This is a genomic window from Tamlana sp. s12 (genome assembly GCF_016767215.1).
Taxonomy (GTDB): domain Bacteria; phylum Bacteroidota; class Bacteroidia; order Flavobacteriales; family Flavobacteriaceae; genus Pseudotamlana; species Pseudotamlana agarivorans.
Genome location: NZ_CP068547.1, coordinates 2022146 through 2045221, shown reverse-complemented (window position 1 = coordinate 2045221; position 23076 = coordinate 2022146). Strand labels below are relative to the sequence as shown.

General features: G+C 35.3%; 19 protein-coding genes, 4 tRNA genes and 1 rRNA gene. 9 read left to right on the top strand and 15 right to left on the bottom strand.

The annotated features are described in order from the left end of the window. Positions 1-96 precede the first annotated feature (96 nt). The 3 genes from JJL45_RS08965 to JJL45_RS08955 form a co-directional block, all read right to left on the bottom strand. A tRNA-Ala gene (locus JJL45_RS08965) sits at positions 97-170 on the bottom strand. Between the two features lie 174 nt (positions 171-344). Then, positions 345-418: transfer RNA gene (locus JJL45_RS08960), tRNA-Ile, on the bottom strand. 90 nt (positions 419-508) lie between these two features. Beyond that, a 16S ribosomal RNA gene (locus tag JJL45_RS08955) occupies positions 509-2029 on the bottom strand. A 1098-nt stretch (positions 2030-3127) separates the two neighbouring features. On the opposite strand from JJL45_RS08955, the gene thrS reads away from it, so the two are divergent. The 4 genes from thrS to rplT all read left to right on the top strand — a co-directional run bounded on the left by thrS (position 3128) and on the right by rplT (position 6450). Beyond that, on the top strand, positions 3128-5062 hold the full coding sequence (gene thrS, locus JJL45_RS08950; RefSeq protein ID WP_068602822.1) for a threonine--tRNA ligase: 1935 nt from the start codon (positions 3128-3130) through the stop codon (positions 5060-5062). 35 nt (positions 5063-5097) lie between these two features. Continuing rightward, complete coding sequence (infC, locus tag JJL45_RS08945) at positions 5098-5643, top strand: translation initiation factor IF-3 (RefSeq protein WP_262509421.1); 546 nt, start codon at positions 5098-5100, stop codon at positions 5641-5643. A 90-nt stretch (positions 5644-5733) separates the two neighbouring features. After that, positions 5734-5931 carry a 50S ribosomal protein L35 gene (gene rpmI / locus JJL45_RS08940; RefSeq protein ID WP_067150881.1) on the top strand — a complete coding sequence of 66 codons (198 nt, stop codon included), beginning with the start codon at positions 5734-5736 and terminating at the stop codon, positions 5929-5931. A gap of 174 nt (positions 5932-6105) precedes the next feature. Then, entirely contained in the window at positions 6106-6450 is a 345-nt protein-coding gene (gene rplT / locus JJL45_RS08935; RefSeq protein WP_067150884.1) for a 50S ribosomal protein L20, read from the top strand. 1001 nt (positions 6451-7451) lie between these two features. Here the strand turns inward: rplT and JJL45_RS08930 are convergent. The 6 genes from JJL45_RS08930 to tgt all read right to left on the bottom strand — a co-directional run bounded on the left by JJL45_RS08930 (position 7452) and on the right by tgt (position 14404). Further along, entirely contained in the window at positions 7452-7874 is a 423-nt protein-coding gene (locus tag JJL45_RS08930; protein WP_068602824.1) for a secondary thiamine-phosphate synthase enzyme YjbQ, read from the bottom strand. A 26-nt stretch (positions 7875-7900) separates the two neighbouring features. Next, entirely contained in the window at positions 7901-9157 is a 1257-nt protein-coding gene (locus JJL45_RS08925) for an asparagine synthetase B (protein ID WP_202664109.1), read from the bottom strand. A gap of 68 nt (positions 9158-9225) precedes the next feature. Next, complete coding sequence (gene dnaB, locus JJL45_RS08920) at positions 9226-10779, bottom strand: replicative DNA helicase (RefSeq protein WP_068602826.1); 1554 nt, start codon at positions 10777-10779, stop codon at positions 9226-9228. Positions 10780-10947: 168 nt separating this feature from the next. Further along, positions 10948-11901 (bottom strand): acetyl-CoA carboxylase carboxyltransferase subunit alpha, encoded by a 954-nt coding sequence (locus JJL45_RS08915; protein WP_068602827.1) that lies wholly within the window; start codon positions 11899-11901, stop codon positions 10948-10950. 290 nt (positions 11902-12191) lie between these two features. Then, positions 12192-13268, bottom strand: a complete 1077-nt coding sequence (locus JJL45_RS08910) for an LptF/LptG family permease (RefSeq protein ID WP_082935897.1) — start codon at positions 13266-13268, stop codon at positions 12192-12194. A gap of 5 nt (positions 13269-13273) precedes the next feature. Further along, a complete protein-coding gene (gene tgt / locus JJL45_RS08905; RefSeq protein WP_068602829.1) occupies positions 13274-14404 on the bottom strand; it encodes a tRNA guanosine(34) transglycosylase Tgt in 1131 nt (376 codons plus the stop codon). Between the two features lie 194 nt (positions 14405-14598). Here tgt and JJL45_RS08900 point away from each other — a divergent pair, with 194 nt between their 5' ends. Beyond that, a complete protein-coding gene (locus JJL45_RS08900) occupies positions 14599-15216 on the top strand; it encodes an outer membrane beta-barrel protein (RefSeq protein WP_317191920.1) in 618 nt (205 codons plus the stop codon). Positions 15217-15273: 57 nt separating this feature from the next. On the opposite strand, the gene JJL45_RS08895 is transcribed toward JJL45_RS08900, so the two are convergent. Next, entirely contained in the window at positions 15274-16263 is a 990-nt protein-coding gene (locus JJL45_RS08895; RefSeq protein ID WP_068602830.1) for an FKBP-type peptidyl-prolyl cis-trans isomerase, read from the bottom strand. A gap of 171 nt (positions 16264-16434) precedes the next feature. Here JJL45_RS08895 and JJL45_RS08890 point away from each other — a divergent pair, with 171 nt between their 5' ends. Next, the gene (locus JJL45_RS08890; protein WP_067150912.1) at positions 16435-16824 is read left to right on the top strand and encodes an RNA-binding S4 domain-containing protein; all 390 of its coding nucleotides are present in this window, start codon (positions 16435-16437) and stop codon (positions 16822-16824) included. Between the two features lie 38 nt (positions 16825-16862). Continuing rightward, the gene (locus JJL45_RS08885) at positions 16863-17366 is read left to right on the top strand and encodes a phosphoribosyltransferase family protein (RefSeq protein WP_067150915.1); all 504 of its coding nucleotides are present in this window, start codon (positions 16863-16865) and stop codon (positions 17364-17366) included. On the opposite strand, the gene JJL45_RS08880 is transcribed toward JJL45_RS08885, so the two are convergent. Next, complete coding sequence (locus JJL45_RS08880) at positions 17358-17879, bottom strand: shikimate kinase (RefSeq protein WP_067150918.1); 522 nt, start codon at positions 17877-17879, stop codon at positions 17358-17360. The two genes, JJL45_RS08885 and JJL45_RS08880, sit on opposite strands and share 9 nt — an antisense overlap. Positions 17880-18021: 142 nt before the next feature. Here JJL45_RS08880 and JJL45_RS08875 point away from each other — a divergent pair. Continuing rightward, positions 18022-18094, top strand: a tRNA-Lys gene (locus JJL45_RS08875). A 216-nt stretch (positions 18095-18310) separates the two neighbouring features. Here JJL45_RS08875 and map read toward each other — a convergent pair. From map to JJL45_RS08855, 4 genes are all read right to left on the bottom strand, one after another. Continuing rightward, on the bottom strand, positions 18311-19075 hold the full coding sequence (gene map / locus JJL45_RS08870) for a type I methionyl aminopeptidase (protein ID WP_068602831.1): 765 nt from the start codon (positions 19073-19075) through the stop codon (positions 18311-18313). A gap of 155 nt (positions 19076-19230) precedes the next feature. After that, entirely contained in the window at positions 19231-19953 is a 723-nt protein-coding gene (locus JJL45_RS08865) for a hypothetical protein (protein ID WP_068602832.1), read from the bottom strand. 92 nt (positions 19954-20045) lie between these two features. Beyond that, positions 20046-20119: transfer RNA gene (locus tag JJL45_RS08860), tRNA-Arg, on the bottom strand. A 194-nt stretch (positions 20120-20313) separates the two neighbouring features. After that, positions 20314-21942, bottom strand: a complete 1629-nt coding sequence (locus JJL45_RS08855) for a sodium/sugar symporter (RefSeq protein ID WP_068602833.1) — start codon at positions 21940-21942, stop codon at positions 20314-20316. A gap of 134 nt (positions 21943-22076) precedes the next feature. On the opposite strand from JJL45_RS08855, the gene JJL45_RS08850 reads away from it, so the two are divergent. Then, positions 22077-23069, top strand: a complete 993-nt coding sequence (locus JJL45_RS08850) for a GntR family transcriptional regulator (protein WP_068602834.1) — start codon at positions 22077-22079, stop codon at positions 23067-23069. Positions 23070-23076: the final 7 nt, after the last annotated feature.

Below are 23076 nucleotides of genomic sequence, written 5' to 3'. Positions count from 1 at the left end.
TCTAGTTTTACCTAGTTTATTTTCATGTATCTTGTTTCAATATGTCAATGAACGTTTATAATTAACAATTGTAAATTAACAATTATCAATTTTTTGTGGAGAATATCGGAGTCGAACCGATGACCTCCTGCGTGCAAGGCAGGCGCTCTAGCCAGCTGAGCTAATCCCCCGTTTTTTTAGTATTCAGTATCAGTATCCAGTAATCAGTTAGTGATGTACTGTGTACTGCAACTGCGTACTGCAAACTGGTTTCCCAACTTCTAAAATTTCCTTTTTTTAATGAACGTTTTAAAAACTACTCGTGAACTTTTAACTTTTCACTTATAACTTTTAACTTCAATTTGTAGTCTCAGGCAGACTCGAACTGCCGACCTCTACATTATCAGTGTAGCGCTCTAACCAGCTGAGCTATGAGACTCTACTAAATTGTTTATTTTAAATTAACAGCAATGAGAATAAACTATCTTTTCGTAATAGTTATTGATACTTATTAGTCGTCTTTCTCTAGAAAGGAGGTGTTCCAGCCGCACCTTCCGGTACGGCTACCTTGTTACGACTTAGCCCTAGTTACCGATTTTACCCTAGGCCGCTCCTTGCGGTGACGGACTTCAGGCACTCCCAGCTTCCATGGCTTGACGGGCGGTGTGTACAAGGCCCGGGAACGTATTCACCGCATCATGGCTGATATGCGATTACTAGCGATTCCAGCTTCACGGAGTCGAGTTGCAGACTCCGATCCGAACTGTGATAGGGTTTATAGATTCGCTCCTTCTCGCGAAGTGGCTGCTCTCTGTCCCTACCATTGTAGCACGTGTGTAGCCCAGGACGTAAGGGCCGTGATGATTTGACGTCATCCCCACCTTCCTCACAGTTTGCACTGGCAGTCTTGTTAGAGTTCCCGACATGACTCGCTGGCAACTAACAACAGGGGTTGCGCTCGTTATAGGACTTAACCTGACACCTCACGGCACGAGCTGACGACAACCATGCAGCACCTTGTAAGTAGTCCGAAGAAATAGCTATCTCTAACTAATGCAACTTACATTTAAGCCCTGGTAAGGTTCCTCGCGTATCATCGAATTAAACCACATGCTCCACCGCTTGTGCGGGCCCCCGTCAATTCCTTTGAGTTTCATTCTTGCGAACGTACTCCCCAGGTGGGATACTTATCACTTTCGCTTAGCCACTCAGATAAATCCGAACAGCTAGTATCCATCGTTTACGGCGTAGACTACCGGGGTATCTAATCCCGTTCGCTACCTACGCTTTCGTCCATCAGTGTCAATACATTATTAGTGATCTGCCTTCGCAATTGGTATTCTATGTAATATCTATGCATTTCACCGCTACACTACATATTCTAACCACTTCATAATGATTCAAGATAACCAGTATCAAGGGCAATTTTACAGTTGAGCTGCAAACTTTCACCCCTGACTTAATCATCCACCTACGGACCCTTTAAACCCAATAATTCCGGATAACGCTTGGATCCTCCGTATTACCGCGGCTGCTGGCACGGAGTTAGCCGATCCTTATTCTTACAGTACCGTCAGAACTCTACACGTAGAGCAGTTTCTTCCTGTATAAAAGCAGTTTACAACCCATAGGGCAGTCATCCTGCACGCGGCATGGCTGGATCAGAGTTGCCTCCATTGTCCAATATTCCTCACTGCTGCCTCCCGTAGGAGTCTGGTCCGTGTCTCAGTACCAGTGTGGGGGATCCCCCTCTCAGGGCCCCTACCTATCGTTGCCTTGGTATGCCGTTACCACACCAACTAGCTAATAGGACGCATGCTCATCTTTTGCCGTAGCCTTTAATCATAAATACCATGCAGTAATATGATACTATACTGTGTTAATCCAAATTTCTCTGGGCTATCCAGTAGCAAAAGGTAGATTGCATACGCGTTACGCACCCGTGCGCCGGTCGTCATCTGGTTGCAAGCAACCAATGTTACCCCTCGACTTGCATGTGTTAGGCCTGCCGCTAGCGTTCATCCTGAGCCAGGATCAAACTCTTCATCGTTAAATTTTTATGTGCTACCTATAAGGTAACAACTTTAACAACTAATTAGAATCTCTAGTACTCAAAATGGTCTATTCTCTTTGTTGAATTAAATCGTTTCCAATTTAATCCTTACGCTGTCAATTCAATATGTTTATGAACTTATTTCTCTTTTCTTTAGCTCGTTTCCTTGCTAAGCGGGTGCAAATGTAAAACCCTTTTTTTTAACTCACAATGTTTTTTTGATATTTTTTTTAAAGTTTTTTTTCGCTTTAAATCTTAATAACCAATATCACTTTATGAACTTCTCACCTCCAACAGACCTGCTGTTTTTAGCGGCTGCAAACATACAACCTTTTTAGAACCTAGCAACATTTTTTTTGATTATTTTTTTAAAGTTTTTTAACCTTATCTTAATACCAAAATCACTCAATGAACTTCCGCTTTAAAGGCACATGCCTTTGTTAGCGGGGTGCAAATATACAAACCTTTCTTAATCCCAAACAAACTTTTTAGCGCTTTTTTTTGAAGTTTTTTTGATGATGATTTTAACTTTCAGTAAACGTGCTGTTTACACTTTAAAATAATCGCTTCAGATGTCATACTCATTAAAAGAATCTAGATGCTTGTCGTAGATATTACTATAAATGGTAACCATCATGTACCTGAAGAGCCTTCCGCCGAAAGGCTAATATTGAGAATTCAACTAGAAAACTAGTATGTTCTAACAGAAAAAATGATTTTAAAAATAGTAACATTCCCTTATTAATCAAAATTACACCTTACACTAGCTTAAACTTTGATAATAATATTCACTTACCAATATAAAGCTGAGTTTTATTTAGATCTACTCCTACTCTAGCACAACTATCCTATTATATATATGGTTTACTAACACTTAATTTCTAACAACTATGTCCCCGTACATATGCTTAACATATATTTTAATGGTATCCTTATATATAGGTATATAGAAACACACAATATAACATATACATTATATATAGGAGTAGCACATCATTTTAATTTTGAATAATCCTTAACACAAATTATACCTATATATATATTGTGAGTATTTGTTTATACCATTATCTTTGCAACCTGATTTTAAATTTTTATATGATACATATTACATTACCTGATGGCAGTGTGAAAACGTTTGATGAAGGCGTTACACCTATGGATGTTGCTAAGAGCATTAGTGAAGGATTTGCAAGAAACGTGATTTCGGCAAATTTTAATGGTACAAACATTGAAACAGTTACACCTTTAACCACGGATGGATCTTTAGTTTTATACACCTGGAGAGACGACGAAGGTAAAACAGCTTTCTGGCACAGTTCGGCTCACGTATTAGCGCAAGCCATAGAAGAACTATACCAAGGCGCAAAACTTACCATTGGTCCTGCTATTGAAAACGGGTTTTATTATGATGTAGATTTTGGAGATCATAATGTATCTGAAAAGGATTTTAAAGCTATTGAAACTAAAATGCTAGAAATCGCTAGAGGAAAGCATGATTTTAAAATGCGCTCGGCGAGTAAGGCAGAAGCTTTAGATTTATATAAAAACAATCCGTTTAAAACGGAATTAATCGAAAACCTAGAGGATGGAACCATTACGTTTTGTGACCATTCAACGTTTACCGATTTATGTCGTGGCGGACATATCCCTAACACAGGGATTATAAAAGCTGTTAAAATTTTAAGTGTTGCCGGTGCTTACTGGAGAGGTAATGAAAACAACCCGCAGTTAACACGTGTTTATGGTATTTCATTTCCGAAGCAAAAAGAATTGACCGAATACCTAGAAATGCTTGAAGAAGCAAAAAAACGTGACCATAGAAAATTAGGTAAAGAGCTTGAGCTTTTTACTTTTTCAAAACGTGTAGGCCAAGGTTTACCATTATGGTTACCAAAAGGTGCTGCTTTACGTGAGCGTTTAGAGAATTTCTTAAAAGCGGCTCAGAAAAAAGCTGGTTACGAAATGGTGGTCACACCACATATTGGACAAAAAGAGCTTTATGAAACTTCTGGGCATTATGCTAAATATGGTGAAGACAGCTTCCAACCTATTTTAACACCCAAGGAAGATGAGGAGTTTTTATTAAAACCAATGAACTGTCCGCACCACTGTGAGATTTACAACAGTACCCAATGGAGTTATAAAGATTTACCAAAACGTTTTGCTGAATTTGGTACCGTTTATCGTTATGAACAAAGTGGTGAATTGCACGGTTTAACCCGTGTTCGAGGTTTTACTCAAGATGACGCTCATATTTTCTGTACTCCAGATCAATTGGATAAAGAATTTAAAGATGTTATCGATTTGGTGCTTTATGTATTCGGTTCATTAGGATTTGAAAACTTTACAGCACAAGTATCTATACGCGATCCTAAAAACCCAGATAAATATATAGGTGATGTTGCTAACTGGGAAAAAGCAGAACAAGCAATTATTAACGCCGCTTCCGATAAAGGTTTAAATTACGTTATTGAGGAAGGTGAAGCTGCTTTTTACGGTCCGAAGTTAGATTTCATGGTTAAAGATGCCCTGGGAAGACGCTGGCAACTAGGTACCATTCAAGTGGATTATAACTTACCAGAACGTTTTGAATTATCTTACAAAGGCAGCGATAATGAGTCACACCGCCCAGTAATGATTCACCGTGCGCCGTTTGGAAGTATGGAGCGTTTCGTAGCTTTATTGTTAGAACATACAGGGGGTAATTTCCCGCTTTGGCTCATGCCAACACAGGTAATTATATTATCAATTAGCGAGAAATATGAAAAATACTCACAAAAAGTTTTAAATTTGCTAGAAAATGACGAAATTCGCGCCCTTGTAGATCATAGAAATGAAACTATAGGGAAGAAAATTCGTGAAGCAGAAATGCAGAAGCATCCTTATATGATCATTATCGGGGAGCAAGAAGAGGCAGAAGGCAAAATTACTGTACGCCAGCATGGTGGAGCAGATTTAGGAATGATTTCCGTTGAAGCTTTCTCTGAAATTATAAAAGAAGACATTAAAAAAACGTTGAAATCGTTTTAACAAATAATATAAGTTTAATTTAAAACCATAACGCCATAGCAATTAGAAGAAGACAGCAACCAAGAAGGGTTTCGCAAGAAGACAAGCATAAAATTAACTCTAAAATTACTGCTCAAAAGTTACGCCTTGTAGGTGATAACGTTGAGATTGGTATTTACACTAAAGGTGATGCCTTAAGAATCGCTAACGAGCAAGAGTTAGATCTTGTAGAAATATCTCCTAATGCAGACCCACCGGTTTGTAAGGTTATGGATTATAAGAAGTTTCTTTACGAACAAAAGAAACGTGATAAAGCTTTAAAATCGAAAGCCACTAAGGTTATCATTAAAGAAATTCGTTTTGGTCCACAAACCGACGATCACGACTACGAGTTTAAAAAGAAACATGCCGAGAAATTCTTAAAAGAAGGCGCTAAGTTAAAAGCTTTCGTATTCTTTAAAGGACGTTCGATCATTTTCAAAGAACAAGGTCAGATTTTGCTATTAAAATTAGCTCAAGATCTTGAAGAATTTGGAAAAGTAGAGCAAATGCCTCGATTAGAAGGTAAACGTATGACGATGTTTATTGCTCCAAAAAAGTAATACATCGGTTCAAGGGAAAGTAAAAGCTGATACCAAAAGTATCTAGCGTAAAAATAATTAAGCGAAGTAATTATAATCTAGGAAAAGAAAATGCCTAAAATGAAAACAAAATCTAGTGCCAAAAAACGTTTCAAGTTAACGGGTACTGGTAAGATTAAAAGAAAGCACGCTTTTAAGAGTCACATCTTAACAAAGAAGTCTAAAAAGCGTAAGCTTAAGTTAACTCATGATGGTTTGGTACACAAAGCAGATGAGGATAACATTAAAACCATGATGCGTTTAAAATAAGCATCGGTTTTAATCGGTTAAAACAATTTATAAACCCTGGAGTTAGGCCAGTTTAAAAGAGTTAAAAGTTAAAAGTTAAAAGTTAAAAGTTTGACCTCTAGCAATAGACCAAAAACCAATAACTAGAAACCAATAACAAAGTTTAACCGCCTACTACAAAACACATTTAAAATTATGCCAAGATCAGTAAATTCTGTAGCAAAAAGAGCCAGAAGAAAAAAGGTTCTTAAACAAGCAAAAGGTTACTTTGGAAGACGTAAAAACGTTTGGACAGTAGCAAAAAATGCGGTTGACAAAGCGATGCAATACTCGTACAGAGACCGTAGAAACAAAAAGAGAACATTCCGTGCTTTATGGATCACGCGTATTAACGCAGCAGCCAGAGAACATGGTTTATCTTATTCTCAATTCATGGGACAATTAAAAGCTAACGATATCGAATTAAACCGTAAGGTTTTAGCCGATTTAGCTATGAATAACCCAGAGGCTTTCAAAGCTGTAATTGAAAAAGTAAAATAAGGCTTTTGCCTATTGTATAACATATTATTCGCTTAATAAAGGAAACCGATTCGAAAGAGTCGGTTTTTTTTATGACTAATTTGGGCGTTACCACCTGCACTTCGTCTCCGCTCAGGTCAGTTGGTCGGGCTTTCCTTTACAAGTTTTGGCTCGATGCTCGCCTCGCCAAAAGCTTTCCTCTGCAATCCCTAACGCGGAGAATTCGTTGTTATAGTTAACACATGCCGATTTTAAAAAAGGGAACTGTGACACTCCAATTGGATATGTCATTCCTGTACGTAGTGAGGAATCTCCTTTCATGAGGGGTTTATCTTAAAACAAAGGGTTCTGAGATTTCTCCTAGCGTCGAAATGACAAGATTGTGAATTACTTATGATTAATAGTTTGAAGGATTAATTTGGTAAATATGGATTCTTTCAAAACAATTCATTCTTTAATCAAATAAAACAACAAATGCTCTATATTGAAGCTATCAGATTAATACCTTCTAGAGACCCTTCAGCTTTTAAAAACCTGAAGGGTCTTTTTAAACTCAAGTCATTATTAAAATCTTAGAATGAGATGTTATGTCATTCCGATACGAAGTGAGGAATCTATTCTCAGGCAGCTTTAATCATAAAACAATGGGATCAGAGATTTCTCCTATCGTCCAAATGACAAGATTGTGAATTACTTATGATTAATAGTTTGAAGGATTAATTTGGTAAATATGGATTCTTTCAAAACAATTCATTCTTTAATCAAATAAAACAACAAATGCTCTATATTGAAGCTATCAGATTAATACCTTCTAGAGACCCTTCAGGTTTTAAAAACCTGAAGGGTCTTATTTAACACAAGTCATTTTTAAAATGAAGAAAATAAATATAATGTCATTCCGATACGAAGTGAGGAATCTCTACTCAGATCGGTTTTATCTTAAAACAAAGCGTTCACAGATTTCTCCTATCGTCGAAATGACAAGGTTTAGCAACAACCATTAATTAATGGTATTACAAGAATCACACCCCAAAAACCGTAACCACCAACTTCCGTTCACCACCATAATCGCGGTGTTCACAAAGGTAAATACCTTGCCAGATCCCCAAATTAAGTTTCCCGTTTGTAATTGGAATTTGAACCGACGCTCCTAATAAAGAAGCTTTAATATGAGCAGGCATATCATCTGGTCCTTCGTAAGTATGTTTGTAATACGGTGCATTTTCGGGTACCACTTTATTAAAATGACTTTCAAAATCTTGTCTAACCGTAAAATCGGCATTTTCATTAATGGTTAAACTCGCCGAAGTATGCTTTATAAAAACTTGTAACTGACCTATTTTTATGGTTTTTATTTCAGGAATGGCACTTAAAACAGCTTCAGTAATAAGATGAAAACCTCTTGAATACGGTTTTAATCGCACTTCTTTTTGAAAAACATTCATATCAAAACAATTATAATAGCAGTCTATTAGGTTTTTTGTTTCTTCTTTTTAGCCGCTGGAAACAAAACGTTATTCAGAATTAAGCGGTAACCAGGCGATGTAGGATGTAGATCTAATTCGGTTTTAGCATCCCCTACCCGATGCTGATAATCTTCGGGGTCGTGACCTCCATAAAACGTAAAAAAGCCTTTGCCTTTTATCCCGTGAATGTATTTGGCTTCGCCGTTAGATTTGGTTTCTCCTAAAACCAAAACATTCGACTTAATCTCATCCTTTGTAAAGGCCGTTGTTTGTCCCATAAAACCTTTTACCAAGGCTGTATGATTTTGACATAACATGGTTGGAATAGGGTCCCATTTGGCCGAAAAATCCATTAAAGTAAAATAATCGGCTGATTTGGGCACATGTCGCTTTCTAGTCGTATCAATAGATGAAAACTCATAAACCAAAGGACTGCGTTCTAATAAAAAGCCGGAAAACGCAAAGGTTTTATGGTAATCAATTTTGTTCTGATAGTTGGCTGTACTCCCGTCACCATCAAACATCGGCTCACAAATATCAACACCTTCGGCCGACAAAGCAATGTCAAAACTATCGGTAGCACTACACATGGCAAACATAAATCCGCCACCAATAACATAATCTCTAATTTTTAAAGAGACCGCCAGTTTTTCTTCAGAAACTTTATTGTATCCTAATTTTAGAGCCAAGGCTTCGGCTTCTTTTTTCTCTTCGATATACCAAGATGTTGCGCGGTATTGCGCGTAGAACTTTCCATATTGTCCAGTAAAATCTTCATGATGTAAGTGTAACCAATCGAAAACTAATAAGCCGTCATTAAGCACTTCTTCATCGTAAACTGTTTCATAAGGAATCTCGGCATATTGTAATACCATGGTTACCGCATCATCCCAAGGTAATTTCCCTTTGGGTGTGTAAACAGCAATTTTAGGTGCCTTTTCTAACACAACAGCCTCCATATTTTGACTCGGACTGCTAATTTCTTCTAAAATACTTTCGGTTTTAGCGTTGGAAATAACTTCAAAGGAGACGCCTCGAATTTGACATTCTCTACGTACCGCTTCGGTATCGGGTAATAAAAAAGAACCACCACGATAATTTAGTAGCCACTTAACTTTTAAATCTTTATTAAGTGTCCAATACGTAATGCCATAAGCTTTAAGATGATTTTTTTGACTCTCGGCATCCATGGGAATTAAAACGTAAGAAGCAAATGCTTGCGACGAAATAAATAGCAATAGAATACATAAAACCTTCTTCATAGGTTGAAAGATACTCAAAAAATACAGCGGGTTAAACCTTTTATAAAAATTTTAAATATTAAAATCTCCTAGAAAGGCACTTCGTTATCATCATCATTAAATGAACTTCCAAAAGCTTGATCTGGACTGGCTTTAAAATCATCGGAACTGAAAGCATTGTCAGGAGAACCAGCATTCATTTTAGAATGGAATTCGTTATCGTTATCACCAAACGGCGAATCATATTCATCAAGGTTATCAAACTTACCTAAATGTCCTAAGAATTTTAAACGGATATTCTCCAAGCCACCATTACGGTGTTTAGCTACAATAAACTCCCCTTGTCCTTCTGTTGGCGAGCGTTCTTCATCATCCCACTCATCAATTTTATAATACTCAGGTCTGTAAATAAACGATACGATATCGGCATCTTGCTCGATCGCACCAGATTCACGTAAATCGGATAATAAAGGTCTTTTACTTCCACCACGGGTTTCTACAGCACGAGACAACTGAGATAAGGCAATTACCGGAACCATAAGTTCCTTTGCTAAGGCTTTTAAGTTTCTAGAAATCATCGAGATCTCTTGCTCACGATTTCCGCCGTGATTAGAACCACCCGTCATTAACTGCAAATAATCAATCATGATCATTTTAATGCCATGTTGAGAAGCCAAACGACGTGCTTTAGCCCTTAAATCGAAAATAGAAAGCGATGGTGTATCATCAATATATAAAGGGGCATTTTCTAAGCCTTTTACTTTAACATTAAGCTGTTCCCACTCGTGTTTTTCTAATTTTCCTGTACGTAATTTTTCAGAAGACAGTCCGGTTTCACTCGAAATCAAACGTGTAATCAACTGTACAGAAGCCATCTCTAACGAGAAGAATGCAACAGGGATATTTTGATCAACAGCAATATTTCTTGCCATGGATAAGGTTAATGCCGTTTTTCCCATACCTGGACGTGCAGCAATAATAATTAAATCCGAAGGCTGCCACCCCGAAGTTAGTTTATCCAATTTATGAAACCCTGTTGGAATACCACTTAAACCTTCTTTATTAGAAATTTCCTCAATTTTCTTCTTGGCCTGAATAACTAAATCTAATGCCGATTCACTAGATTTTTTAATATTTCCTTGGGTAACTTCGTATAATTTAGATTCGGCGGTATCTAATAAATCAAATACATCCTTAGTTTCATCGTATGAATCTTCAATAATTTCATTAGAAATTTTAATCAAACTACGCTGAATAAATTTCTGTAAAATAATACGGGCATGAAACTCAATATGTGCAGAAGAAGACACTTTATTTGTTAAACCAATCAAGTAAAAATCGCCTCCAGCTAATTCTAGTTTCCCGTTTTTCTTCAATTGGGTTGAAACGGTTAATAAGTCGATAGGTTCACTATTTTCAAACAATTGAAAAATAGCCTCAAAGATATATTGATGCGATTCTTTATAGAACGCATCGTTACTTAAAATATCAATAACTTCATCTACCCCCTTCTTATCGATCATCATCGCACCAAGCACAACTTCCTCTAAGTCAATTGCTTGAGGTGGTATCTTACCTTTTTCCAGGCTTATAAGCGTGCTTTTGTCTACTTTATAGGAGGCTAATTGATTTGGTTGTTTCATAACTACGAAAGTAAATAAAAAGAAAGTCTTTTGATGAATTTTAACGCTTATGATTGTTCACTAATCGTCAACAATCGGCTGTTAATAAATTAATTATTTTGTTAATAAGCATAAAAAATCTGAAGTTGGAATGACTTCAGATTTTGATATATTTTAGTATATATAGGTTTAGCCTTTAAAGACCCCCATATTAGCGTATTTATCCATACGTTGAGAAACTAAATCTTCTGGTGATAACTTTTTAAGTTCTTCATAACTTTTCAGAATCGTGTCACCAACGGTTTCAAAAGTTTTTTCACGGTTTCTATGCGCGCCTCCAAGAGGTTCTTTGATAATACCGTCAACCAGTTTTAATTTTTTCATATCAGAAGCTGTTAGCTTTAACGCTTCAGCAGCTTGCTCTTTATACTCCCAGCTACGCCATAAAATAGAAGAACAAGATTCTGGAGAAATTACAGAATACCACGTGTTTTCTAACATAAAAACATGGTCACCAACACCAATACCTAAAGCACCTCCAGAAGCACCCTCACCAATTACAACGGTAATTACAGGCACTTTTAAACGTGTCATTTCTAATATGTTTCTAGCAATAGCTTCTCCTTGTCCGCGTTCTTCAGCCTCTAAACCAGGATAAGCTCCAGGCGTATCTAAAAAGGTCACAACAGGAATACCAAATTTCTCGGCAGATTTCATTAATCGTAAAGCTTTACGGTAGCCTTCTGGATTTGCCATCCCGAAGTTTCTATACTGACGTGTTTTCGTGTTATAGCCTTTTTGCTGACCGATAAACATAAAACTTTGATCGCCAATTTTACCTAAGCCACCAATCATGGCTTTATCATCTTTAAAACTTCTATCGCCGTGTAATTCTAAAAAAGAAGTGCCACAAATGGCTTTAATATAGTCTAATGTATAAGGTCTGTCTGGGTGACGTGATAATTGTACACGCTGCCAAGGTGTTAAGTTTTTATACAGTTCCTTTTGCGTATCTTTTAATTTCTTTTCAATTTGAGAACATGTTTCCGAAACGTCTACATCGCTTTCCTTGCCAATAATTGCACATTTTTGCAACTGGTCTTCAAGTTCTTTTATAGGTAGTTCAAATTCTAAATATTCCATAGGAATTTAGTTATTGTAATTTAATTCTAGGTTAGTATGCAAATATAAAAACTTTAATGGTGTTATATGTTAAGTTGGCTTTCTTTTTAAGGATTATCCTCTAGTAAATAACATGTTGCACATCTTTAATGCAACAAAATCAATAATTTACATATTAATTTAAGGCTTTTATTTTTTATTCTGAAAATGATAATCTGCAGTTTTTGCAATCATTATTAAATGATATTTTACAAATAATTAAGGCCATTACTATGGTAATTCTTGAGAATAGGTTACGATAGTTTTTATACTTAACGTTTGGCTTTAATTAGGAGGAAAACGGCTAATATGCCAAATAATACATTAGGGAACCAAACAGCAATTAAAGGAGGGAAATCGGATTGCTCGGCCATAACACCAAATATTTTATCGAAAAATACAAATACCATGGCGATACAAATTCCTAAGGCTAGGTTTACCCCCATACCTCCACGACGTTTCATAGATGAAACGGCAACAGCAATAATGGTTAAAATAAATACGGATACAGGCAAACTCCATTTACGGTACAATACCAATTTAAAACGCCCCACATTACTTGAGCCTCGAGCTTCTTCTTTAGCTATAAAGTTTTTTAAATCGCCATACATTTTAGTTTCTGCTGCATAAATAACAGGAATGAGATCATCTACATCAAAACTAAAAAGAGTGTCTTTTCGACGTTGAATATCTAAAACATCATCATTTTCACCAATATCTCGTTTCACATAATTTGTTAAACGGTAGGTGGTATCACTTTCAATGTAACGAATACTAGTAGCGTTAATTTTGAATTTGAGTTTATTGTCTTCAAAATGTTCTAAGGTAAAATTATTACCAACACTATTTTTAACATCAAAACTACTTACGTAAATTATGTCTTTATCGTTAATCTGTCTATATACATTGGTATTTTCAACAGCACTTCTTCCGGTTTTAAAATATTTATAACTAAAGTCGTTAAACCCTTCACTAGCCTTAGGTGCCAAGAATAGTCCCATAATTATAGCTAAAATGGCTACTATAAAAGAACCAATCATATAAGGGCGTAAAAATCTAGAAAAGGACACTCCTGAACTTAAAAATGCAATAACTTCGGTATTATTGGCTAGTTTTGAAGTAAACCAGATTACAGATAAGAATAAAAATAACGGAAATAATAAATGAGCGAAGTAAATGGTGAAATCTAATAAGTACCAAAGTACCTCGTTAAGAGGCACATTATTATCTAATATCTTACCAATTTTCTCTGCCAAATGCACGGTTATTCCAATAGGAATAAAGAGCAGTAACATCATGAAAAATGTAAACAGATAACGCTTAAGTATGTACCAATCTAAAATTTTCATTACACTTACAAGCGGTTGTTCATTTGTTTTACCATCATGTCTTTCCAGGTTCTAAAATCTCCTGCTAAGATATGTTTTCTTGCTTCTCGAACCAACCATAAATAAAATCCTAGATTATGAATAGTCGCTATTTGCTTACCTAACAACTCGTTAACCGTAAACAAATGACGTAAATAAGCTTTGGAATACTCGGTATCAACAAAAGTGATCCCCATTTCGTCAATAGGTGAAAAATCTTCAGCCCACTTTAAGTTTTTAATATTAATAGTACCATGTGCTGTAAAAAGCATACCGTTTCTAGCGTTACGTGTTGGCATCACACAATCGAACATATCAACCCCTAAAGCTATATTTTCTAAAATATTTATTGGGGTTCCTACGCCCATTAAATAACGTGGTTTATCTTCCGGAAGGATCGAGCAAACTACATCGGTCATGGCATACATTTCTTCGGCTGGCTCTCCTACCGATAATCCGCCAATAGCGTTTCCAACAGCACCAGCATTAGCTATATATTCCGCCGACTGCTTTCGTAAATCAGTATAAGTACTTCCTTGAACAATTGGAAAAAATGCTTGGTTATAATCGTATTTTAAAGGTGTTTTTTCTAGATGATTAATACATCTATCTAGCCACCTATGCGTCATATGCATAGAACGTTTTGCGTAGTTATAATCACAAGGATATGGTGTACATTCATCAAATGCCATGATGATATCGGCACCTATACTACGTTGAATTTCCATAACATTTTCAGGTGTGAACGTATGGTAACTTCCGTCGATATGCGACTTAAACTTCACCCCTTCTTCCTTAATTTTTCTATTGGCTGAAAGTGAGTACACTTGGTATCCTCCAGAATCGGTTAAAATATTTCTATCCCAATTCATGAATTTATGAAGGCCGCCAGCTTTCTCAATAATATTAGTTTGCGGACGCAGATACAAATGATACGTATTTCCTAAAATAATATCTGGATTAATCTCATCTTTTAATTCACGTTGGTGCACACCTTTAACTGTTGCCACCGTTCCTACAGGCATAAAAATTGGCGTTTCAATAACCCCGTGATCTGTAGTAATTTTACCAGCTCTCGCCTTACTTTGTGAATCTTGTGCGTTTATCTCGAACTTCATTATATTCTATTATCTTTTGAAAATATGACACCGCCTTGTATTGACTTTTTACAACCAAATACAATATGCAGAGCGCAAAGATAATTAACTGAAAAATGAAAACGATTGTTATAAAAAGAAAATAATACTGTTTTCAGGACGTTTTAGAATTTATATTTGAACAAAAATTAAACTTGAAAATAAACTTAAGAATTATGAAAAACATGAAAAATCTTAAAATCAAAAGGCATCAAAACATATTGTTTGTACTATTACTCGCTGTAATTCCGAGTCTTTCCATGGCACAATCTGGATCTGGCTGGGGAATTAAAGGCGGTTTAAACTATAACGCTAACGGCGATTATTTTGATGCTATAGAAAATGCCTATGAAGATCCAAAGGCTAATGCTGGATTTCATATTGGTGTGTTTGGAAAAACAGGTGGTTTTATATTTCTAAGACCCGAACTGGTTTACACCAACACCAAAAGTGATTATGATGGTGATGCTTTTAAAATGCAAAAAATTGACGCTACGATGCTAGCCGGTCTTGATCTTATTGGACCATTGAGCTTATTTGCAGGCCCATCATTTCAATACATTTTAGACACCGATTTTGAAGGTTTAACGGTTGATGATATGGAGAAAGACTTTACCGTTGGACTTAATATTGGGTTCGGTTTTAATTTAAAAAGAATAGGTATTGATTTAAGATACGAACGCGCCTTTACTAAAAACGAAGCCACTATTATTAATAATAACATTCCTGGGGTTCAAAATAGATTAGACACCCGATCAAATCAATTGATACTGAGTTTGTCGTTGTTGCTTTAATTAGAACCTTCATTATAAGCCATAAAAAAACCTCGATAATCGAGGTTTTTTTATGATTTATATACCAGAATTAGTTTCAGTCACTTCAGCAACATCGTAATTAGCCTCCGTCTCTTCGGGGTCTAAATATTTAGGAATCCCGTTTTTACCAATATCATTTGTAGGATCGCCATCGCCATCAATATCTTCATAAATGGTTAAAATCCCATCGCCATCATCATCGGCATCAAGAAAATCTAAAACGCCATTCCCATCAGTATCATCACCATCAAACACACCTTCAGCCGAATTATAAGTAAACTGGCCATCGCCGTTAAGATCTTCTTTATATGAAGGCACATTGTCACCATCATGATCGTTTTCAAACATTTGCAATACATCAAAAGTAAAAGCAATACAAGTGTATGAAGGAATATTGGCGCTACCAAAACTAAAATAAGCTAAACCAGAAGGCACGAACATTGCACCTACCCCATGATTTATATAGTTTGATGTCCCATCGGTATTTTCGGTAAAATTTTCAGCGGTATAAAATTCAGGAATTACAATTTGCCAAGCATCTATATTATTTAACAAATCGGAATTGAAAGCTCCATTATCCGATCTATCAAAAACTTCATTATCTAAAGTAAAACCTTTATAATTAGTTACGACATCATCACAAAAATGTGGAGACGGCTTTGTTTTATTAACGTTTTTATTCAAATCCAAATAATAAATTTCATATTTGGTATCATAATAAGTCACGTTTTTCATGATTGTATCCTGAATTAACAAACGATGTCCTGTAGGCACGGTTTCATTTTCCTTAAGTTCAGTAATGACAATGTCTTTAGATTTAGGATCTGGATTTGAACCATCAAAATCGGAAGCATTATAATAATGCGTTTCTAGATAATCCAATAGTAAGGCTTTGTCTTCTGCTTGTTGTTCTGTACGATCGCGCACCTCTATAGTCGAATCATCATCACTATCATCATCTTTTTTACATGATAAAAAACAGGTCGCTAAACCTAGAACAAACAAACTTAGTTTTATTAATTTCATTGTCGATGTCATTTATTAAATAGAAGGAAAACAGCTTAATATATGGTCTAAACACATAGCTGACCGAATTATACTAAACAAAGGGCAATATTCCTTATTTTTGAAGGCGCAAGATACGATTTTAATATAATCTTGCCCAATAAGATTAACGTAGTTTTTAGTATTAATTATATGCGAATAGATAAGTACTTATGGAGTGTTAGATATTATAAAACCAGAACTTTGGCTACCACTGCATGCAAAAAAGGTCAGGTACGTATTAATGATGATATTGTAAAACCTAGTCGGGATGTATACCCCTTAGACATTGTTGAATTAAGAAAGGATCAAATTAATTACAAAATTAAGGTTAACGACTTGCCTCCAAACCGTGTGGGTGCTAAAATTGTAGATCTTTACCGTACGGATATCACACCTAAAGAACAGTTTGAGGCCAAAGAGCTTTTAAAATATTCTAAAGACTATTACAGGAAAAAAGGAACTGGTCGCCCTACTAAAAAAGACCGCCGAGACATAGACAATTATACCGATGAAAATTTTATTGAGGATACAGAATCTTAAATAAAAATGAGTAATTTTATGGCTTAAATTTAAATGGTATGACTGTTAAGAATAATGTAATCCTTAATCACAACGAAATCACTCATAAAATACGCCGTATTGCTTTCCAAATTTATGAAACCAATGTTGATGAGAAAGAAGTTATTCTTGCAGGGATTGGAACTAACGGTTATATTTTTGCTAAAAAGCTAAAAACCGTACTTCAAAAAATATCTGATATTTCACCTGTACTTTGTAAAGTTACCATGGATAAGAAACAGCCATGGTTAGAGATTTCTACATCGTTGAAACCAGAGGACTACCAAAACAAATCTTTAGTTTTAGTGGATGACGTTTTAAATTCGGGTACCACCTTAATCTATGGTGTCAAGCATTTTTTAAATGTGCCATTAAAACAATTTAAAACCGCGGTACTCGTTAACAGAAATCACAAAAAATACCCTATAAAAGCAGATTTTAAGGGCATTTCTTTATCAACTTCCTTGAAAGAACATGTTCAAGTAAGTTTTGAAGGTAAAAACTACGAAGCTGTTTTAGAATAGCTCCGAAAGTACAGCTTCTGCAACCTCTTCTTTTGTTTTATGGTCTATCGATACGATAAATTCGGCCTGACTGTAAAAGGGTGATCGTTCGAATAGATGTTTCCCGATAAACTCTGCCATAGCTTCTTCGGTTTCAATATGAGCTATTAAAGGACGTTTTGCTTTTTTACGCATTAATTTTTCCGACAAAGTAGGAATCGATGCTTTAAGGTATACGCTTTTCGTGTTCTCGGCATTTAAAATCTCTTGCATATTATTTCCATAACATGGAGCACCTCCTCCAACAGACAAAATGATATTCCCTGGCATGGCTAAAACCTCTTTTAAATATCGCGTTTCTTGATTTCTAAAATAAACCTCACCGCGCTTTTTAAAGACCTTAGTTACAGATGCATTTTCCTTTTCTTCAATAAGCTCATCTAAATCCACAAAGGTATAGTCTAATTTATCAGCTAATTTTTTTCCAATTGACGTCTTTCCAGAAGCCATATATCCAATTAATACGATAATCATTTTTCTGTTATAAATTGATTTTTAAAAACATAGAATTAAGTGAGACAAAAAAACGAAAATTTATTCAAAAAAAGCCTTGTTTTATTAAATAAAGCTACTATATTTGCACCCGCAAACAGGAATTAGTTTGTATTGAAATATTGACCTGGTAGCTCAGTTGGTAGAGCATCTCCCTTTTAAGGAGAGGGTCCTGGGTTCGAGCCCCAGCCCGGTCACAGTAAAAGCCTAAAACATTTGTTTTAGGCTTTTTTTATGGGTTGTATTTTTTATATATAATCGCTATTTGTTCTAATAAAATATTTTGTGAGAAGCTATAGAATTAAAATTATTGAAGCTACTAATCTCATAGAAAGTTTAGAATTATTGCTGTAACAAAATTGCAACAACCTTAAATTAAGCAATTATTTTCATACATTATTGTAGCTCGATATTTAATTCCAAATTTCATTCGATTTTGTTAAAATGACAGGATATGTATCCGTTACAAGTATGGTTTGTTCGTGTTGGGTTACATAGCCACCTTTATTTCCGACTAAAGTCCAACCGTCATTCAATTCTACAGCAACAGTTGAATTAGTTGAAATAAAAGTTTCTATTGCAACTGTAGTGTTTTTCTTGAATCTTTCTTTGTTACTTTTAACTCTGTAATTTAAAATATTTTCAGGTTCCTCATGTAAACTCCTACCGACTCCGTGACCAGCCAAGTTTTTAATAACTTTAAATCCCGACTTTTTTGCTTCAGTTTCTATTAAATAGCCAATTTCAGAAATTTTTACTCCACCTTTGATGTTGCTTATAGCTTTACGTAAAATGTTTTTAGAAGCATCTACAAGAGGTTGGTGATTGTAAATGTCCTTTCCAAGAACAAAAGAGCCACCATTGTCAGACCAAAATCCGCTAAGTTCGGCAGAAACATCAATATTAATTAAATCTCCTTCTTTCAGTATTTTTTTATTTGAAGGTATACCGTGTGCTGCTTCTTTGTTTATGCTTATACAGGAATAACCAGGAAACCCATAAGTTTCATAAGGTGCAGATTTAGCGCCATAACGCTTTAAAATTTCACCTCCATATTCATCTAATTCTTTAGTTGTCATTCCAACTTTAGCATATTCTCTCATTAATTTTAGTGTAGTTCCAACAACTTCACTAATTTTTTTCATTCCGATTAATTCAGATTCTTTGGTTATTGACATTTTGTTTTTTTTAATTGACTAGAACGTGTTTGTGGATGGTTTGTTGCGTGCAAGTACGCTGTTATTCTGTGATAAGCAATATAGTAAATTGTGAGAAAAAATCCTGCGATTAGCCAACAATAGCTATTAACTATACACGTTGTTGCCAACAATACTTAATTTTTGTTTCTCATTTCCATTATTAATTGTTTTGTAGCATCTTTCACAAATTCAATTAATTTATCTTCTTCAACGGCTTCGTATGAAATATTTTTCGCTTCATCAAGTTCACGTTTCGTAAGTCGCTTAGCTGGTCTATATTCGCAACCGTCAACACAAGGAACATAATTAAATTTATAAATTCCCGCAAATTCGTTAGTATTAATCATAACTACTTTAAATTCGATAGTTGCTCCGTAAAAAATTCTTTCAGCCAACATTGAGGAAGTTTTCTCTTGACCTTTCTCGTCAGTATAAGTATTAGTTTGATATACAATACTTCTGTCCAAATTTGTCAACTCAATGATTAAATCTGTATCGGATTTTTGTTTTAAGTTTTCGTAATTAGTATTGTTATCAGAATTCGTAACAATTTTTTCAAATAGTTGCCTGTCTCGAACTATAAATCCACTTTTCAACAATTCGCTTTCTATGGTATTATATAAGTAATTATTCTGTTCTTTCTCAGTTACGTTATCAGAAATTAATCTTGCACTTGTTCGCAAAACGATTTTAGGATTTGGATTGGCTAAAAGATATTCAGATAAAGATGGTGTTGTAGTGATTTCGTCTTTCTTATCACTAAACTTTACAGTTCTCAAAGTAGAAAGTGGTGTTCCACAAGCAACTATTAAAAGTGAAATTCCAATTCCAATTCCAATAAGTAATGTTTTTTTCATTGTTTGTTTTTATGGTTCGTGCTTTTCTCGTATTGTTGGCAACAAAGGTATTTAAAACAAAAAAGCTCCACTATTGCTAGTGAAGCTTTTTGTGAGCCCTGCAGGATTCGAACCTGCGACCGCCTCCTTAGAAGGGAGGTGCTCTATCCAGCTGAGCTAAGAGCCCTCAAGAAAATCATTTTTGATTTCCGGTGTGCAAATATATAAATTAACTTTAAATGTAACCAAAAGAAATCTTCTTAATTTTTACTAAAATTATAAATTATAAAAAACACCTTGATTTACTGAACTTTAGAAAGTGCCTTAAACAACAAAAGCATCATAATTATGATGCTTTTGTTAATTATCAATTATTTATTTCTACCAAAATAAGGCATAAAGCACAGTAAGTAAAATACATACTACGAAAGATCCAATATTGAATGTTGGAGATGTTTTAAACAACTCCTTAGACAATTCAATGCCTTTTGGATCATCAGCACCTTTATTTTGAAGATGACTTAATATCATAATTATTGCCATGGTAAGTAAGGCCGTGATTCCCATTTGGTGCATCCAAGGCTCAAATATAGGGATAGGTAAAAACTTTAAAGCTAATGCAATCGGAATAGATGCTACAGCGCCCCAGATCGCAGCGTTATTAGTAGTTTTCTTCCAGAATAAACCTAGTAAAAATACCGCTAAAATTCCTGGACTCACAATTCCTGTATATTCTTGAATGAATTGAAAAGCTTGATCAATCCCCCCTAATAGTGGAGCAACGATAACAGCGATAAGTAAAGCTACTGCTCCAGAGATACGACCAACATTAACGGTCGCTTTATCGGTCGCATTCTTATTGATATATTGTTTATAGATATCCATGGTAAAAATAGTAGACGTCGAATTTAGCATCGATGCCAATGAGGACACTACCGCAGCGGCTAAAGCAGCAAAGGCCACACCTTTTAATCCAACTGGTAAGAACTGTAGTAACCATGGGTATGCTTTATCGGCTTGAGCTGCAGAAGGCACATTCAACTGCCCTACTTCACCTAAATTAGCCATAATAGATGGATCGTTAACCATAACATAAGCAGCAATACCTGGTATAACTACAATTAAAGGAATAACTAGCTTTAAAAAGGCTGCTAATAAAATACCCTTTTGAGACTCTCGTAATGATTTTGCCGCCAAGGTACGTTGTATAATATACTGATTGAATCCCCAGTAGTATAAATTCGCGACCCATAGTCCGCCAACTAATACCCAAATACCCGGTAAATTGTTGTAATTATCATTAGTTTCATCAAGAATCATATGAAATTTCTCTGGTGCGGCTTCCCATACTTTAGCAAAACCTTGTATAACGCCTTCACCTCCAGAAACTGTATTTAAAGCCAGATAAGTTGTAATTAAACCACCCAATACTAAAAATACCACTTGAATAACATCGGTCCAAGCTACAGCCGATAAACCGCCATACAAAGAGTATGCTGCAGCAAACAATGCCAGTCCAATTATAGCATACATCATATCTACACCCATTATCGTTTCAATAGCTAATCCCCCTAAGTAGAGTACCGAAGCCAAGTTCACGAAAATGTAAAGTCCTAACCAAAAAACGGCTAAGATGGTTTTAAGGTTTGTCGAAAAACGTTTTTCTACAAATTCAGGAATGGTATACAGTCCTTTTTCAATAAAAATAGGTAAGAAATACTTACCTACAATAATTAGTGTTAATGCTGCCATCCACTCATAAGATGCAATGGCAATACCTAGGGCAAACCCGGAGCCTGACATCCCAATAAATTGTTCTGCAGAAATATTAGCTGCAATTAGTGATGTTCCAATAGCCCACCATGGTAGTGATTTACTTGCTAGAAAATAATCTTCGGCGTTCTTTTGGTGGCCTTTTTTATCTCGGGAGACCCATAAACCTACGCCTAGTATCAAAATGGCGTAAGCTACAAATACTACATAATCCCAGAAATCGAAACCTGCTGTCATAATAAGTTAGTTTTTTAGTTAAGTTGAAAAGCAAATATAAAATTTATTTACAACTAAATTAGAACAATCTTCAAATAACCTACTGGTAGGGTGTGGTAGGTATAAAATATTTTTTCATATCTTTGTTTCGCATTATGATAGAAATAAAAACAAATACAGGAACACCTAAGTATAAGCAAATCATTTTAGCTGTAGAACAGGCTATTTCTAATGGGGATTTAACCCTAGGTATGCAGCTACCTTCCATTAACAGTATTAAAGAAGCCCACAAACTTTCTCGAGACACAGTTTTAATGGCCTATAACGATTTAAAAAACCGAGGCATTATTCAGTCAGTTGTTGGTAAGGGCTATTTTGTTGCTAGTGAACATGTTCATATTCAACAAAAAGTATTTCTACTTTTTGATGAATTAAACAGTTTTAAGGAAGATTTGTACAATACTTTCCTTACAGAATTAGGCAAAAACATTCAAGTTGATATTTTCTTTCATCATTTTAACGAAAACACCTTTAGTAAATTGATTAACGATCACATAGACGACTATCATTACTACATCATCATGCCTGGGCTACTAAAAAACACATCGAAAGTTATTAACGTGTTGCCTAAGGACAAAGTTTTCATATTAGATCAGCTTCATAGCGACCTCAAAGATTACGCTGCGATTTATCAGGATTTTGAAAAAGATATATTCTCCAGTCTGAGTAAAGTAAAGGATCTAATAAAAAAATACAAACAATTCGTTTTGGTTTTCGACCCCAAAAAACAACCTTCTGGTATGAAAAAGGGCTTCGTGAAGTTTTGTAAGCAAAACGAGATACCTTACCAAATTACCGCCGTTTTTGAGCCTGAAACTCTAAAAAAAGGCGATTTATTCATCACACCAGACGACAGGAGTTTATTAAATATCATTAAAGTTTTGAAAAATGAAAACCTCGCGATTTCTAAAGATATTGGCGTGATTTCATACAACGAAACGCTCTTAAAAGAGGTTGTTGAAGGGGGTATCACTACAATTTCAACAGATTTTAAATACATGGGGAAACGTTTGGCCGAGATGATTCTAAACAACGAACATACTCAAGTTAAAAATCCGCATAACATATTCATTAGACATTCATTATAAAACCACA